Origin of the sequence: Clavibacter capsici (assembly GCF_001280205.1) — a bacterium.
GTDB classification, from domain to species: Bacteria; Actinomycetota; Actinomycetes; order Actinomycetales; family Microbacteriaceae; genus Clavibacter; species Clavibacter capsici.
This window is the reverse complement of the sequence record NZ_CP012573.1, coordinates 1,692,781-1,706,881: the sequence shown is the minus strand read 5'-3', so window position 1 is coordinate 1,706,881 and position 14,101 is coordinate 1,692,781. Positions and strand designations below refer to the sequence as shown.

The following is a 14,101-nucleotide window of genomic DNA, read 5'->3' as shown; positions in this document are numbered from 1 at the left end:
TAGGGTGGGGGAAATCGATGCGAGGAGGCGTCAGTGGTCGAGAGAGCCGAAGTCCATTTCGTGGACGGGGTCCGCACCCCGTTCGGACGAGCGGGTGAGAAGGGCATGTACTGGCGGACCCGCGCCGACGACCTGGTGGTCAAGGCCATGATCGGGTTGCTCGAGCGGAACCCGCAGGTGCCGAAGGACCGGATCGACGAGGTGGCCATCGCCGCCACGACGCAGACGGGCGACCAGGGCCTCACCCTCGGCCGCACGGCCGCGCTCCTCGCCGGGCTCCCCCGGTCCGTCCCCGGCTTCGCCATCGACCGGATGTGCGCGGGGGCCATGACGAGCGTCACCGCCACCGCGGGCGGCATCGCGTTCGGCGCCTACGACCTCGCCATCGCGGGCGGCGTCGAGCACATGGGCCGCCACCCGATGGGCTTCGACGCGGACCCGAACCCCCGCTTCCTCGCGGAGCGCCTCGTGAGCCAGGACGCCCTCAACATGGGCAACACGGCCGAGCGGATCCACGACCGCTTCCCCGCCCTCACCCGTGAGCGCGCCGACCGCTACGCCCTCGCCAGCCAGCAGAAGACGGCGATCGCCTACGCCAACGGCGACATCCAGCCGGACCTCGTGCCCGTCGCCACCCGCTCGGAGGAGGGCTGGGGCCTCGCCACGCGCGACGAGGCGATGCGCCCCGAGACCACGCTCGAGGGCCTCGCGGGGCTCCGCACGCCGTTCCGCCCGCACGGCCGCGTCACGGCCGGCAACTCGTCGGGCCTCAACGACGGCGCCACCGCGGCCCTTCTCGCGAGCGGCGACGCGGTGAAGGAGCTCGGCCTCACGCCGAAGATGACCCTGGTGTCGTTCGCGTTCGCCGGCGTCGAGCCGGAGATCATGGGCATCGGCCCCGTGCCGAGCACCGAGAAGGCGCTCCGGAAGGCCGGCCTCACGATCGACGACATCGGGCTCTTCGAGCTCAACGAGGCGTTCGCCATCCAGGTGCTCAGCCTGCTGGACCACTTCGGCATCGACGACGACGACCCGCGCGTCAACGAGTACGGCGGGGCGATCGCCGTCGGCCACCCGCTCGCGTCGAGCGGCGTCCGCCTGATGAACCAGCTCGCGCGCCAGTTCGAGCAGCACCCCGAGGTCCGCTACGGCCTCACGGCGATGTGCGTCGGCCTCGGCCAGGGCGGCAGCGTCATCTGGGAGAACCCGCACTACACGGGCAAGAGGAAGAAGGGGAACAAGTGACCGACACCAGCCGCTTCCGGGAGCTCGTGGCGCTCGACCCCGACGAGGTCGTCACCCACTCGCACGTCCGCGACGTGCCGCTGCCCTCGGGCGGCGTCCTCGCGCTCGTGACGCTCGACAACGGGCGCGACCACACCCGGCCGTCCACGCTCGGCCCGGCCACGCTGCTCGAGCTCGCCGACGTGCTCGACCGCCTCACCGCGCGCGCCGCCGCCGGGGACATCCGCGGTGTCGCGATCACCGGCAAGCCGTTCATCCTCGCCGCGGGCGCCGACCTCAGCAAGGTCGGCGAGATCCCCAGCCGCGAGGTCGGGCGCCAGATGGCGCAGCTCGGGCACGACACGCTCGGCCGGCTGCACCGCCTGGGCGTGCCGTCGTTCACCTTCATCAACGGGCTGGCCCTCGGCGGCGGGCTCGAGATCGGGCTCAACTCCGACTACCGCACGGTCGACGAGTCCGTGCCGGCCGTCGCGCTGCCCGAGGTCTTCCTCGGGATCATCCCCGGCTGGGGCGGCGCGTGGCTGCTGCCGAACCTCATCGGCATCGAGAACGCCCTCAAGGTGGTCATCGAGAACCCGCTGAAGAACAACCGCACGCTGAAGGCGGCGGACGTCATGGAGCTCGGCATCGCCGACGCGTCGTTCCCGTCCGCGTCGTTCCTCGAGCAGTCGATCCGCTGGGCCGACGGCGTCATCTCCGGCGCGATCGAGGTGAAGCGCCCGAACGCGCCCGGCCGGCTGGAGCGCCTCGCCAAGTGGGACGTCGCGATCGGCATCGCCCGGAAGTCGCTCGAGCAGCGGATCGGCACCGTCGCGCTCTCGCCGTACCGCGCCCTCGACCTGCTGCAGGCCGCCAAGCGCAGCACGCGCGAGGAGGGCTTCGCCGCCGAGGACGAGGCCCTCGCCGACCTCATCTCCGGCGACCAGTTCCGCGCGAGCATCTACGCGTTCGACCTCGTGCAGAAGCGCGCGAAGCGCCCCGCCGGCGCGCCGGACAAGGACCTCGCCCGGCCCGTCACCAAGGTCGGCGTCGTGGGCGCCGGTCTGATGGCGTCGCAGTTCGCGCTGCTGTTCGTGCGCCGCCTCCAGGTGCCCGTGGTGATCACCGACCTCGACCAGGCGCGCGTCGACGCCGGCGTCGCGGGCATCCACGGCGAGATCCGGAAGCTCGCCGAGAAGGGGCGCATCTCCCCCGACGAGGCGAACCGCCTCACCGCGCTCGTCACGGGCACGACCGACAAGGCCGACTTCGCGGACGCGGACTGGGTCATCGAGGCCGTGTTCGAGGAGCTGGGCGTCAAGCAGGCGGTCTTCGCGGAGATCGAGCAGCACGTATCCGAGACGGCGATCCTCGCGACGAACACGTCCAGCCTGTCGGTGGAGCGCATCGCGGAGCGCCTGCAGCACCCGGAGCGCGTCGTGGGCTTCCACTTCTTCAACCCCGTCGCGGTCATGCCGCTCATCGAGGTCGTCCGCACGCCGCAGACCACCGACGCGACGCTCTCGACGGCGATGCAGGTCGCCCGGAAGCTCAAGAAGAACGCGGTCATCACGCGCGACACCCCCGGCTTCGTCGTGAACCGGATCCTCGCCAAGGTGCTCGGCGAGGCCATGCACGCGGTCGACACGGGCACGCCCTTCGAGGTCGTCGACCGGTCGCTCGCGCCGTTCGGGCTGCCGATGACGCCGTTCGAGCTGCTCGAGCTCGTCGGCCTCAAGGTCGGCGCGCACGTGCTCGACACGCATCACGCGGCGTTCCCCGACCGCTTCTTCGAGAGCCCCAACCTGCACCGGCTGGCGGACCTCGGGCGCATCTACGCGCGCGACGCCAAGGGTCGTCCCACGGGCTTCGACAAGGAGGCCGTGCGCATCGTCAAGGGCGGGAAGTCGCCCATGACGGCCGAGGAGATCCGCGAGCGGGTCGAGACGGGCCTCGCGGACGAGGTGCACCGCATGCTCCAGGACGACGTCGTGCACGCGGCTGAGGACATCGACCTCTGCCTCATCCTCGGCGCGGGCTACCCGTTCCAGATGGGCGGCCTCACGCCGTACCTCGACCGGGTCGGGGCGAGCGAGCGCGCCTTCGGCGACACGTTCCACCACCCGGTGATCCGCGGCGTCGCGTAGGGATCCACCGCACGACGAAGGGCCCGGCCGCCATGGCCGGGCCCTTCGTCGTGGGCGGCTACGCCTGCGTGTCGTCCTCGTGCGCGATGGAGACGCGGTCGGCGTCCTCCGGCAGCGGCCGCGCCGACGGCACGCGGCTGCCGAGCACCTGGGCGACCACGTCGCGGGCGATGTGCTGCGGCGTGAGCCCGACGCGCTCGAGGATCTCGGAGCGCGAGGCGTGGTCGAGGAACTCGTCGGGCAGGCCCAGCTCGGTGACGCCCGTGTCGATGCCGGCCTCGCGCAGGTCCTGGCGGATGCGCGTGCCGATCCCGCCGACGACCACGCCGTCCTCGATGGTGACGACGAGGCGGTGGGTGCCGCCGAGCTCGACGACGCTGCGCGGCACGGGGACGACCCAGCGCGGATCCACCACGGTCGCGCCGATGCCCTGCGCGGCGAGGCGCTCGGCGACCTGGATGCCCATGGCGGCCATGGGCCCGACGGTGACGATGAGCACGTCGTGCGACGCCGACTCGTGCAGCACGTCGACGCCGTCGTCGAGGCGGCGGATCGCCTCGATCTCGTCGCCCACGCTGCCCTTCGAGAAGCGGACCACGGTGGGCGCGTCGTCGACCTTCACCGCCTCCCCCAGCTCCTCCCGGAGCCGCGTCGCGTCGCGCGGAGCGCTCAGGCGGATGTGCGGCACGATCTGCAGCAGCGCGAGGTCCCACATGCCGTGGTGGCTCGGGCCGTCGGGGCCGGTGACCCCCGCGCGGTCGAGCACGAAGGTCACGCCCGCGCGGTGCAGCGCCACGTCCATGAGCACCTGGTCGAAGGCCCGGTTGACGAAGGTGGCGTAGAGCGCGACGACGGGGTGCAGCCCGCCGTACGCGAGACCGGCCGCGCTCGTCACCGCGTGCTGCTCGGCGATGCCGACGTCGTGCACGCGCTCGGGGTGCTTCTCGGCGAACCGGTGCAGGCCCACCGGGCGCAGCATGGCGGCGGTGATGCCGACGATGCGGGGATCCTCGTCGGCGAGGGCGAGGATCTCGTCCGCGAACACGCTCGTCCAGCTCACCGCCTGCGACGGGTCGATGGGCTCGCCGGTCTCGGGGTCGATCTGCCCCACGGCGTGGAACTGGTCGGCGACGTCCCGACGGGCGGGCTCGTAGCCCCGCCCCTTCTCCGTGATGGCGTGGACGATGACCGGCGCGCCGTAGTCCCGCGCCTGCTGGAGCGCCTCCTCCATCGCCTGCTGGTCGTGCCCGTCGATGGGGCCCAGGTACTTGATGTCCAGGTTGGAGTACAGCGCCTCGTTGTCCGTGAACCGCGTGAGGAAGCCGTGGAGGCCGCCGCGCAGGCCGCGGTAGAGGCTGTCGCCGGGCGATCCGAAGACGCCGAACACGCGCTGGCTTGTCTCGTACAGCCCGCGGTAGGAGCGGCGCGTCCGCACGGTGTTGAGGAACCGCGCCATGCCGCCGATCGTCGGCGCGTAGGACCGCCCGTTGTCGTTGACGACGATGATGAGCTTCCTGGTGTTGTCGTCGGAGATGTTGTTGAGCGCCTCCCACGTCATGCCGCCGGTGAGCGCCCCGTCGCCCACGACCGCGACCACGTGGCGGTCCGCCTGGCCGGTGATCTCGAACGCGCGCGAGATCCCGTCCGCCCAGCTCAGCGAGCTGGACGCGTGCGAGCTCTCGACGATGTCGTGCTCGGACTCGGAGCGCTGCGGGTAGCCCGCGAGGCCGCCCGACTCCCGGAGCCGGGAGAAGTCCTGGCGGCCCGTGAGCAGCTTGTGCACGTACGACTGGTGACCCGTGTCGAAGACGATGGGGTCGCGGGGGGAGTCGAACACCCGGTGGATCGCGAGCGTGGTCTCGACGACGCCGAGGTTGGGTCCGAGGTGGCCGCCCGTCTTGGAGACCTCCGCGACGAGGAACTGCCGGATCTCCGCGGCGAGCTCGAGCATCTGCTCGGGGCTCAGCCGGTCGAGGTCCCGGGGTCCCGTGATCGTCTCGAGGATTCCCATGCTGACCGCCTTCCATCGGGGCCCATGTCCAGGCGCCCGCCTCATCGAGTGTACGCAGGGCCCTGCATGCACGAAGGAGGCCGGACGTCGCCGTCCGGCCTCCTCAGGTACCTGTTACGCGACCAGGCTGCGCAGCACGTACTGCAGGATCCCGCCGTTGCGGTAGTAGTCCGCCTCGCCCGGGGTGTCGATGCGCACGACCGCGTCGAACTCCACCGTCTCCTTGCCCGCGGGCGAGTCGGAGGTGGGGGCGGCGACCACGCGCACGGTGCGCGGCGTCGTGCCCGCGTTCAGCTCCTCGAGGCCGGAGATGCTGATCTCCTCGGTGCCGTCGAGCCCGAGGGAGTCCCAGGACTCCCCCGCCGGGAACTGCAGCGGGACGACGCCCATGCCGATGAGGTTGGAGCGGTGGATCCGCTCGAAGCTCTCGGTGATGACCGCCTTGACGCCCAGGAGGCTCGTGCCCTTCGCCGCCCAGTCGCGCGACGAGCCGGAGCCGTACTCCTTGCCGCCGAGGATCACGAGCGGGGTGCCGGCCGCCTGGTAGTTCTCGGACGCGTCGTAGATGAACGACTGCGGGCCGCCCTCCTGCGTGAAGTCGCGGGTATAGCCGCCCTCCACGCCGTCGAGCAGCTGGTTGCGGAGGCGGATGTTCGCGAACGTGCCGCGGATCATGACCTCGTGGTTGCCGCGGCGCGAGCCGTAGGAGTTGTAGTCCTTGCGGCCGACGCCGTGCTCGTCGAGGTAGCGGCCCGCGGGGCTGTCCGCCTTGATCGAGCCGGCCGGGCTGATGTGGTCGGTCGTGACCGAGTCGCCGAGCTTGGCGAGCACGCGGGCGCCCTGGATGTCCGAGACCGGCGTGGTCTCCATCGTGAGGCCCTCGAAGTACGGGGGCTTCCGCACGTAGGTGGACTCCGCGTCCCACTCGAACGTCGCGCCCGTCGGCGTGGGGAGCGAGCGCCAGCGCTCGTCGCCGTCGAAGACGCCGGCGTACTGGTTCGCGAACATGCCCGTGTCGATGGAGCTGTCGATGGTCGACTGGACCTCGGCCGCGTCGGGCCAGATGTCCTTGAGGAACACCTCGTTGCCCTCGGTGTCGGTGCCGAGCGCGTCGGCGTCGAAGTCGAAGTTCATCGACCCGGCCAGCGCGTAGGCGATCACGAGCGGCGGGCTCGCGAGGTAGTTCATCTTCACGTCGGGGTTGATGCGGCCCTCGAAGTTGCGGTTGCCCGAGAGGACGGCCGTGACGGCGAGGTCGTTGTCCTGCACCGCGGTGGAGATCTCGTCGAGCAGCGGGCCCGAGTTGCCGATGCAGGTGGTGCAGCCGTAGCCGACCGTGTAGAAGCCGAGGTCCTCGAGGTACGTCGTGAGGCCGGACTTCTCGTAGTAGTCCGTGACGACCTTGGATCCGGGCGCCAGGGTGGTCTTCACCCACGGCTTGGCCTTGAGGCCCTTCTTGCTGGCATTGCGGGCGAGCAGCCCGGCCGCGAGCATGACCGACGGGTTCGACGTGTTGGTGCACGAGGTGATCGCCGCGATGGCGACGGCGCCGTGGTCGAGCGTGAAGTCGCGCCCGTCCTCGAGCGTGACGCGCGTGGGCTTCGTGACGCTGGCCGGACTGTTCGACGCGTGGTGCGTCTCGTGCATGGAGTGCTCGTCCTCCGGCTGCAGCTCGCCCGGGTCGGACGCCGGGAAGCTCATCGCCGACGCGAGGTCGACGATGTCGTGGTCGACCTTCGCGTAGTCGTTGAGGTCGCGCTCGAACTGCGACTTCGCGTCGGTCAGCTCGATGCGGTCCTGCGGGCGCTTCGGGCCGGCGATGGAGGGCACGACGGTGGAGAGGTCGAGCTCGAGGTACTCGCTGAACGACGGCTCGACGTCCGCGTCGTGCCAGAGGCCCTGCTCCTTGGCGTACGCCTCGACGAGCGCGACCTGCTCCTCGCTGCGGCCGGTGAGGCGCAGGTACTCGAGGGTGACGTCGTCGATGGGGAACACCGCGGCGGTGGAGCCGAACTCGGGGCTCATGTTGCCGATGGTGGCGCGGTTGGCGAGGGGCACGGCGCCGACGCCGGTCCCGTAGAACTCCACGAACTTGCCGACCACGCCGTGCTTGCGCAGCATCTGCGTGATGGTGAGGACCACGTCGGTCGCGGTGACGCCCGTGGGGATCTCGCCGGAGAGCTTGAAGCCGACGACCTTGGGGATGAGCATCGAGACCGGCTGGCCGAGCATGGCCGCCTCGGCCTCGATGCCGCCGACGCCCCAGCCGAGCACGCCCAGGCCGTTGACCATGGTGGTGTGCGAGTCGGTGCCGACGCAGGTGTCGGGGTAGGCCTGCAGGACGCCGCCGACCTCGCGCGTCATGGTGACGCGGGCGAGGTGCTCGATGTTGACCTGGTGGACGATGCCCGTGCCGGGCGGGACGACCTTGAAGTCCTCGAACGCCGTCTGGCCCCAGCGGAGGAACTGGTACCGCTCGCCGTTGCGCTCGTACTCGATGTCGACGTTGCGCTCGAGCGCGTCCTCGGAGCCGAAGAGGTCGGCGATGACCGAGTGGTCGATCACGAGCTCGGCGGGCGCCAGCGGGTTGATCCGGGTCGGGTCGCCGCCCAGCTCGCCGACGGCCTCGCGCATGGTGGCGAGGTCGACGATGCAGGGGACGCCCGTGAAGTCCTGCATCACGACGCGCGCGGGCGTGAACTGGATCTCGGTGTCGGGCTCGGCGTCGGGCGCCCAGTCGCCGAGGGCGCTGATCTGGCTGCCGGTGACGTTCTTGCCGTCCTCGGTGCGGAGCAGGTTCTCGAGCAGCACCTTCAGGCTGAACGGGAGACGCTCGTGGCCCGCCACGGTGTCGATGCGGTAGATCTCGTAGTCGGTGTCCCCGACGCGGAGTGTGTCCTTCGCGCCGAAGCTGTTGATTGCAGACACGTGGCCCTCTTCCCTCGCTGGATGGGCGCGGAAGTCGATTCCGCCCGTCATCCGATCTTGGTCGCCCACCGCGGCCGGGTCCAGTAAGGCGACCCTGATCGGGCACCCCGGCGCGAGGCGGGACGGCGCCGATGTATCTCGACGTCGAGATGAATCTACCATCGCGGCGGCGGCCGCACCGTCGCGGCGCGCCCGGTCGGACGCCCCGTGGGAGCCGAGGGTCAGGCGGCGGGCGCCGCGGGGTCCTTCGCGTAGACGGCGCGCACGAATAGCCAGGACAGCACGAGCAGCACGCCGTAGAGCGGCGTCCCCATCACGAGGCGCGCGACGCCGAGCGCGTCGATCGCGTCCGCGAGGTAGAGCGGGAGCTGCACCGCGAGCCGGAGCGCGAAGAAGCCGACCCAGACGAGCGTGAGGAGGCGGAGCGCCCGCGCCTTCCGGCGATCCCGGCGCCACGCCGTGCCGTCGCCCATGAGGAAGCCGACCGCGACGCCGACGAGCGGCCAGCCGACGACCACGGAGACGAGCAGCACCGCGAAGTAGGCGCCGTTGGTCCAGAGGCCGAGCGCGTAGAAGTCGCGACCCTCCCCCGAGCGCAGCGCCAGGAGGGCGGAGATCACGATCCCGACGAGCCCTCCCACCGCGGGTGCCACGGCGGAGCGCTGGACGAGCCGCGCGACCACGGCGACGACCGCCACCGCGACGGGCACCGCGACCGAGAGCACGATGTCGCGCGTGAGGGTGAACGCCACGAGGAAGAGGAGCCCCGGCACGATGGCCTCGAGCACGCCGCGGACGCCGCCCATGGCGGTGAGGAGGGCGGACGCGGTCATCGCCTCGCCGCGAGCGGCCTGGCCGAGGCCGGCGCGCTCGGCGGCCTGCGCCATGCTCGCCCCGATGGCCTCCCCCGGCGCGGGCACGCGAGGCGCGTCGGCGGAGGGCGCGGTGTGCTCGCCGCTCATGTCACGAGCCGGATCGTGCCCGCGAGGCCCCTCCCCCGTCACGCTCAGGCGCCCAGCGCGGGTGCCGGGCTCTCGCCGGCGGGAGCCGCACCCGGGGTGGTGCCGACCTGCGCGGCGGGCATCTTCAGCGGGATGAGGTCGCGCGGCGGCATCGGGGAGGATCCGCGCACCACGACGACGCTGCGGAACAGGTCCTCGACGGCCGCGGCGGCCTCGGGGTCGGACACGGCGCGGCCGGTGATGACGCCGCGCAGGAACCAGCGCGGTCCGTCGACGCCGATGAAGCGGGCCTCGCGCGTCGTCGCCGCGGGCTGCCCCTGCTGCGGGACGACCGGGATCACCGCGTGGAGCTCGGGTCCGAAGGGGCCGTCGGCCAGGCGCGTGGTGCCGCCCTGGCGCTGGATCTGCTCGCCGATGGTGGTGCGGATCTCGTGCCACAGCCCGCTCGAGCGCGGCGCCGCGAACGGCTGCACCTGCAGGCTGGACTCGGCGAAGTCGAGGCCGACGGCGACGACCTGCTGCGTGCCCTCGGCGACCTCGAGGCGGAGGTGGAGGCCCTCGCGCGGGAGGATCTTGATCCCGCCCAGGTCGACGTACGGGCGGACGGGGTTCGCCTCGGTCTCGTCGAGGGGACCCTCGTCGGCGCGGTCGTCGGGCGCGGACTTGGCGTCCAGGACGTGCTCGGCGTCGTCCGCGACGGCGGCGTCGTCCGGCTGGTTCGCGTTCTCGTCGGTCATGTCAGGTCTCCTGGATCTCGGGCGGGGAGGGCGCCGGTGCCCGTGGAGCCGAAGCCCCCCGTGCCGCGGTGGCTCCCGGGCAGCTTCTCGACGGGCACGAAGCGCACCCGGCTGACCGGCATGACGACGACCTGCGCGATGCGATCGCCGACCGCGACATCGTACGCGGCCTCGGCGTCGGTGTTGAGGAGGGTGACCCGGATCTCGCCGCGGTACCCCGCGTCGACGGTGCCGGGGGCGTTCACGATCGTGATGCCGTGGCGCGCGGCGAGGCCGCTGCGGGGCATCACGAACGCGGCGTAGCCGTCGGGGAGGGCGATCGAGACGCCGGTGCCGACGGTGGCCCTCTGCCCGGGCTCGAGCCGGAGGGACTCGGCGCTCACGAGGTCGGCGCCGGCGTCACCGGGATGCGCGTAGGCCGGGATCGGGGCGTCGCCCGCGATGAGGACGTCGACGGGATCGGGCACGGTCAGAGGCTAGTGCAGGAATCTGATCGAATAGGCGCATGCAAGCGTCCCCCCACAGGGAGCGGCTGTGGCCGGCTCCCTGGCTCTTCGTCGCCACCGCCCTCGTCATCCCCGCGAGCCTGCTCGTGTTCCTCCCCATCAGCGTGCTGGCCGGCGTGGTCGTCGCGATCGTCCTCTACGCGGGCGTCGTCGCGACGCTGGTGCTGACGAGCCCGGTCATCGAGGTGGTCGACGGGCGGCTGCGGGCGGGACGCGCGTCGATCGAGATCGACCAGCTGGGCGAGCCGGAGGGCTTCCGCGGCGCGGAGGCGACCGCCGAGCGCGGCACCCGGCTGCACGCGCGGGCGCACCTCGTCATCCGCGGGTGGGTGGATCCGGTGGTCAAGGTGCCGCTCCTGGACGCCTCGGACCCGGCACCGTACTGGCTGCTGTCCACGCGGACCCCGGAACGACTGATCGCCGCGATCCGAGGATCGCGGCGATCATGACGTGCGGGGAGGCGCGGGGCCTCCGAGGGGCTCTCGCCCGGCGTCGCCCTTAGGCGGCGCACTCCTGGCAGATGGGGCCGAGCTTCTCCTGGTGGTCGATCTGCGAGCGGTGCTTCACGAGGAAGCAGCTCACGCAGGTGAACTCGTCGGCCTGGGGCGGGAGGACGACCGTCTCGAGCTCGAGGTCGGAGAGGTCGGCTCCGGCGAGGTCGAAGCTCCCGGGGTTGTCGGCATCGTCGACGTCCACGACCCCGGACATGCGGTCCGGGACGCGCTCCTTGAGAGCCTCGATCGAGTCGGAGTCGTCCTCCGTCTTGCGCGGGGCGTCGTAATCAGTTGCCATTCCTGTCCACTTCTCGAATAACCGCCGAACGGAATCGGCGGGCACAGTTTGCATGAATCGCACCCGGATAGCAAACCGTCCGAAGGGCTCTCTCGGGGGCCCTGATCGGCGGTTTGGATGCGCGGAGCCGGCCCGTCACCGGGCCGCGGATGCGGACTCACACGGTACACCGTTCGCGCACTAACTGAGTGCCGCGCGGGGCCGTGATCCCGCCTCCCGACGCTCTCGTCGGATCCAAGTCGCGGCGCGCCACGCGTATTCCCCGGAAGAGGGGCCGACTCGTGTCATCGTGAATCGTCCAGTGAGCGCGAGAGGCGTGGAACACATGCAGGATCTGAAGATCGTCGGAGTCGAGGACGGCGCCCTCGTCGTGGAGACCGCGGGCGGTGAACGGCACCGCCTCGTGATGGACGACTCCTTCCGCCAGGCGCTGCGCCGCCAGTCCGACGGCAACGGCGCCACGCGCAAGGCCGCCCCGCGCATCATCCAGTCCTTCATCCGGCAGGGCATGAGCGCCGAGGACGTCGCGCGGGAGACCGGCGCGTCCGTCGAGTACGTCCGCAAGTTCGAGGGACCCGTCGTCGCCGAGCGCGAGCACGTCGTCCGCAGCGCCATGAAGGTGCCCGTGCACACCGCCATCGAGGTGGATCCCATGGGCCAGGGCACGCTCTTCGGGCAGGTCATCGAGGAGCGCCTCGAGTCGCTCGGCGCGCGCGACGTGCGCTGGAGCAGCTGGAAGGAGCAGCTCGGCGGCTGGGTCGTGAAGGTCGCCTTCACGAGCGAGGACATCGACCACGACGCCCGCTGGTCCTACGACGCCAAGAAGCACGCACTCTCCCCCGCGAACAACGAGGCGATCACGCTCTCGCAGCAGGGCGAGATCCGCGGGGCGCTCATCCCGCGCCTCCGCGCCCTGCCGCCCGAGGCGGCGGACACCCATCAGGAGGACGGCGTGACGCGCTTCGACAGCGGCGCCTTCCGCCTGCCCGAGCCGGCCGCGTCGGCCACCGAGGACACGGCGCCGCAGGCGTGGGAGGCCCCGCGTCGTGACGAGGGCGCATCCGTGTCGCACCTCGGCCGGCAGGGCAACCACCCGGCCGGGAGCCAGCAGCCGGCGCGCGTCGCGCAGGTCGAGCTGAACGAGACCGCGGACCTCCTCGAGGCCCTGCGGCGTCGCCGGGGCGAGCGCGAGTCCGTCCCGCGGGAGGACGAGGGAGACGGCGCCGTCGAGGACGCTCCCGCTCCCTCGGCCGCTCCCGCCGCCCGGCGGGACGAGCCGCTGTCCCGCCCCCGCGGCGGTCAGCGTTCGGTGCCGCCCCTGCGCTCCGCGGTGATCCCCGGCATCGGCCGCGTCGACACGGGTCGCGACCGGCCGCGCGACGAGTCCGAGGACGAGGGCCTGCGCACGCCCGGCTCCGGCGAGGGGCGCGGATCCGCCAAGCCCTCGGGTCGACGGGGCCGGACGGCCATGCCGAGCTGGGACGAGATCGTGTTCGGCGCGCGCAGCGACGACGACCACCTGGCCTGATCCGCGTCCCGCGAGCCCCGAGGCTCGCGCCGGCGTCCCCGTGGACGAGTCGGGGCGCGTCAGCCGCGCGCGAAGGCGCCCGCGCGGATGAGGGGCACCAGGCGCTCCTCGTCCGAGAAGGACCCGTGCTGGCCGACCATGCGCCGGGCGCCCTGGTCCCGGGGCCGGCCGTCGTAGTAGGCGATGAGGGCGCGGGTCGCGACGACGACGTCGCCGATCCGCTCCTCGACGCCGGGTCGCAGGGGTCCGTACCAGTCGGCGGCGACCGCCTCGGCCCGGGTCGCGACGTGCGCGCGCGTCCCCTCGGAGGCGCGCCACGCGTCGGCGAGGGCATCCGCGTCCGTGCCCGGCTCGAGGTGCAGGTGCAGGCAGCGCGGCTCCCCCGCGACGTGCCGCACGCCCGCGACGAGCTCCGGCACCCGGTCGAACAGCACCTGGGACTCGGCGGGAACGTCGACGATGCCGTGGTCGGCCGTGATGAGCGCACCCTCGCGGGGCCCGAGGCGGGCGAGGAAGGACCCGGCGGCGGCGTCCAGCTCCTCGAGCGCGCGCAGCCAGCGGTCCGACTGCCAGCCGTGCGCGTGCGCGGTCTGGTCGAGCTCGGGGACGTAGAGGTAGACGAGCGCGCGCGGCATGCGGTCGAGCAGCGCGCGGGTCGTCGCGAACCGGTCGGCGATGGACTCGGCGGCGACGAACGTCGCGCCGCGGAGCGCGGCGCGGGAGAAGCCGGATCCGGCGTACCGGGCCGAGCCGACCACGAAGGCGGGCACGCCCGCGGCCGTGGCGCGCTCGAAGACGGTGGGCACGGGCTGCCACTCCTCCGGGACGCTCCGCGCATCCCACCCGGAGAGGAGCTTGAGCACCCGGTCGTGCGCGGGATCCAGGGCGCTGTAGCCCACGAGGCCGTGCTCGCCCGCGCGGACGCCCGTGGTGAGCGACGTGATGCTCGCCGCCGTCGTGGTGGGGAACCCCACGTCGACGACGTCCTTCTTGCGCCAGCCCTGGACCAGGTGCCGCGCGTGGCCCGCCCGGGCACGCAGCGCGGCGGAGCCGAGGCCGTCGACGAGGACGACGACCGCGCGGTCCACGGGCGGCAGGCCGGACTCGGACTCCTCCCCCGCGAGGGCGGCGAGGCAACCCGGCATGACCGCGGTGAGGCTCATCCGGCCGGATCCGGGCGCCGGTAGCATGGGGGCCATCCGGCCCAGTCTGCCACAGCAGCCCGGCGCGCATCCGCGTCACGACGCCGATCGACGCAGCGCCGAT

General features: G+C 72.3%; 11 protein-coding genes. 4 read left to right on the top strand and 7 right to left on the bottom strand.

Going from position 1 to position 14,101, the window contains the following annotated elements; translation table 11 throughout:
• Positions 1 to 33: 33 nt before the first annotated feature.
• Both AES38_RS07995 and AES38_RS07990 read left to right on the top strand, forming a co-directional pair.
• Positions 34 to 1,245, top strand: a complete 1,212-nt coding sequence (locus AES38_RS07995; RefSeq protein WP_053774523.1) for a thiolase family protein — start codon at positions 34 to 36, stop codon at positions 1,243 to 1,245.
• Positions 1,242 to 3,371, top strand: a complete 2,130-nt coding sequence (locus tag AES38_RS07990) for a 3-hydroxyacyl-CoA dehydrogenase NAD-binding domain-containing protein (RefSeq protein WP_053774522.1) — start codon at positions 1,242 to 1,244, stop codon at positions 3,369 to 3,371. Before AES38_RS07995 ends, AES38_RS07990 begins: the two co-directional genes overlap by 4 nt.
• 58 nt (positions 3,372 to 3,429) lie before the next feature.
• On the opposite strand, the gene dxs is transcribed toward AES38_RS07990, so the two are convergent.
• The 5 genes from dxs to dut all read right to left on the bottom strand — a co-directional run bounded on the left by dxs (position 3,430) and on the right by dut (position 10,476).
• On the bottom strand, positions 3,430 to 5,382 hold the full coding sequence (dxs, locus tag AES38_RS07985; protein WP_053774521.1) for a 1-deoxy-D-xylulose-5-phosphate synthase: 1,953 nt from the start codon (positions 5,380 to 5,382) through the stop codon (positions 3,430 to 3,432).
• 114 nt (positions 5,383 to 5,496) lie between these two features.
• Entirely contained in the window at positions 5,497 to 8,310 is a 2,814-nt protein-coding gene (gene acnA, locus AES38_RS07980; protein ID WP_053774520.1) for an aconitate hydratase AcnA, read from the bottom strand.
• Between the two features lie 221 nt (positions 8,311 to 8,531).
• A complete protein-coding gene (locus AES38_RS07975; RefSeq protein ID WP_072174626.1) occupies positions 8,532 to 9,272 on the bottom strand; it encodes a DUF3159 domain-containing protein in 741 nt (246 codons plus the stop codon).
• A gap of 44 nt (positions 9,273 to 9,316) precedes the next feature.
• Positions 9,317 to 10,009 carry a DUF3710 domain-containing protein gene (locus AES38_RS07970; protein ID WP_053774518.1) on the bottom strand — a complete coding sequence of 231 codons (693 nt, stop codon included), beginning with the start codon at positions 10,007 to 10,009 and terminating at the stop codon, positions 9,317 to 9,319.
• The gene (dut, locus tag AES38_RS07965) at positions 10,006 to 10,476 is read right to left on the bottom strand and encodes a dUTP diphosphatase (protein WP_053774517.1); all 471 of its coding nucleotides are present in this window, start codon (positions 10,474 to 10,476) and stop codon (positions 10,006 to 10,008) included. Before dut ends, AES38_RS07970 begins: the two co-directional genes overlap by 4 nt.
• Before the next feature lie 38 nt (positions 10,477 to 10,514).
• Between dut and AES38_RS07960 the strand changes: the two genes are divergently transcribed.
• Positions 10,515 to 10,964, top strand: a complete 450-nt coding sequence (locus AES38_RS07960) for a DUF3093 domain-containing protein (RefSeq protein ID WP_053774516.1) — start codon at positions 10,515 to 10,517, stop codon at positions 10,962 to 10,964.
• Positions 10,965 to 11,013: 49 nt separating this feature from the next.
• Here AES38_RS07960 and AES38_RS07955 read toward each other — a convergent pair whose 3' ends face one another.
• Entirely contained in the window at positions 11,014 to 11,307 is a 294-nt protein-coding gene (locus AES38_RS07955; protein WP_012038342.1) for a DUF4193 domain-containing protein, read from the bottom strand.
• A 325-nt stretch (positions 11,308 to 11,632) separates the two neighbouring features.
• Between AES38_RS07955 and sepH the strand changes: the two genes are divergently transcribed.
• The gene (gene sepH / locus AES38_RS07950; protein WP_053774515.1) at positions 11,633 to 12,835 is read left to right on the top strand and encodes a septation protein SepH; all 1,203 of its coding nucleotides are present in this window, start codon (positions 11,633 to 11,635) and stop codon (positions 12,833 to 12,835) included.
• A gap of 59 nt (positions 12,836 to 12,894) precedes the next feature.
• Here sepH and AES38_RS07945 read toward each other — a convergent pair whose 3' ends face one another.
• Complete coding sequence (locus AES38_RS07945; RefSeq protein WP_053774514.1) at positions 12,895 to 14,034, bottom strand: alkaline phosphatase family protein; 1,140 nt, start codon at positions 14,032 to 14,034, stop codon at positions 12,895 to 12,897.
• Between the last annotated feature and the right edge of the window lie 67 nt (positions 14,035 to 14,101).

Coding starts and splice junctions, on each gene's coding strand:
- dxs (WP_053774521.1), bottom strand. CDS start 5,382: ATGGGAATCCTCGAGACGATCACGGGACCCCGGGACCTCGACCGGCTG.
- AES38_RS07975 (WP_072174626.1), bottom strand. CDS start 9,272: ATGAGCGGCGAGCACACCGCGCCCTCCGCCGACGCGCCTCGCGTGCCC.
- AES38_RS07970 (WP_053774518.1), bottom strand. CDS start 10,009: ATGACCGACGAGAACGCGAACCAGCCGGACGACGCCGCCGTCGCGGAC.
- AES38_RS07960 (WP_053774516.1), top strand. CDS start 10,515: ATGCAAGCGTCCCCCCACAGGGAGCGGCTGTGGCCGGCTCCCTGGCTC.
- AES38_RS07955 (WP_012038342.1), bottom strand. CDS start 11,307: ATGGCAACTGATTACGACGCCCCGCGCAAGACGGAGGACGACTCCGAC.
- sepH (WP_053774515.1), top strand. CDS start 11,633: ATGCAGGATCTGAAGATCGTCGGAGTCGAGGACGGCGCCCTCGTCGTG.
- AES38_RS07945 (WP_053774514.1), bottom strand. CDS start 14,034: ATGGCCCCCATGCTACCGGCGCCCGGATCCGGCCGGATGAGCCTCACC.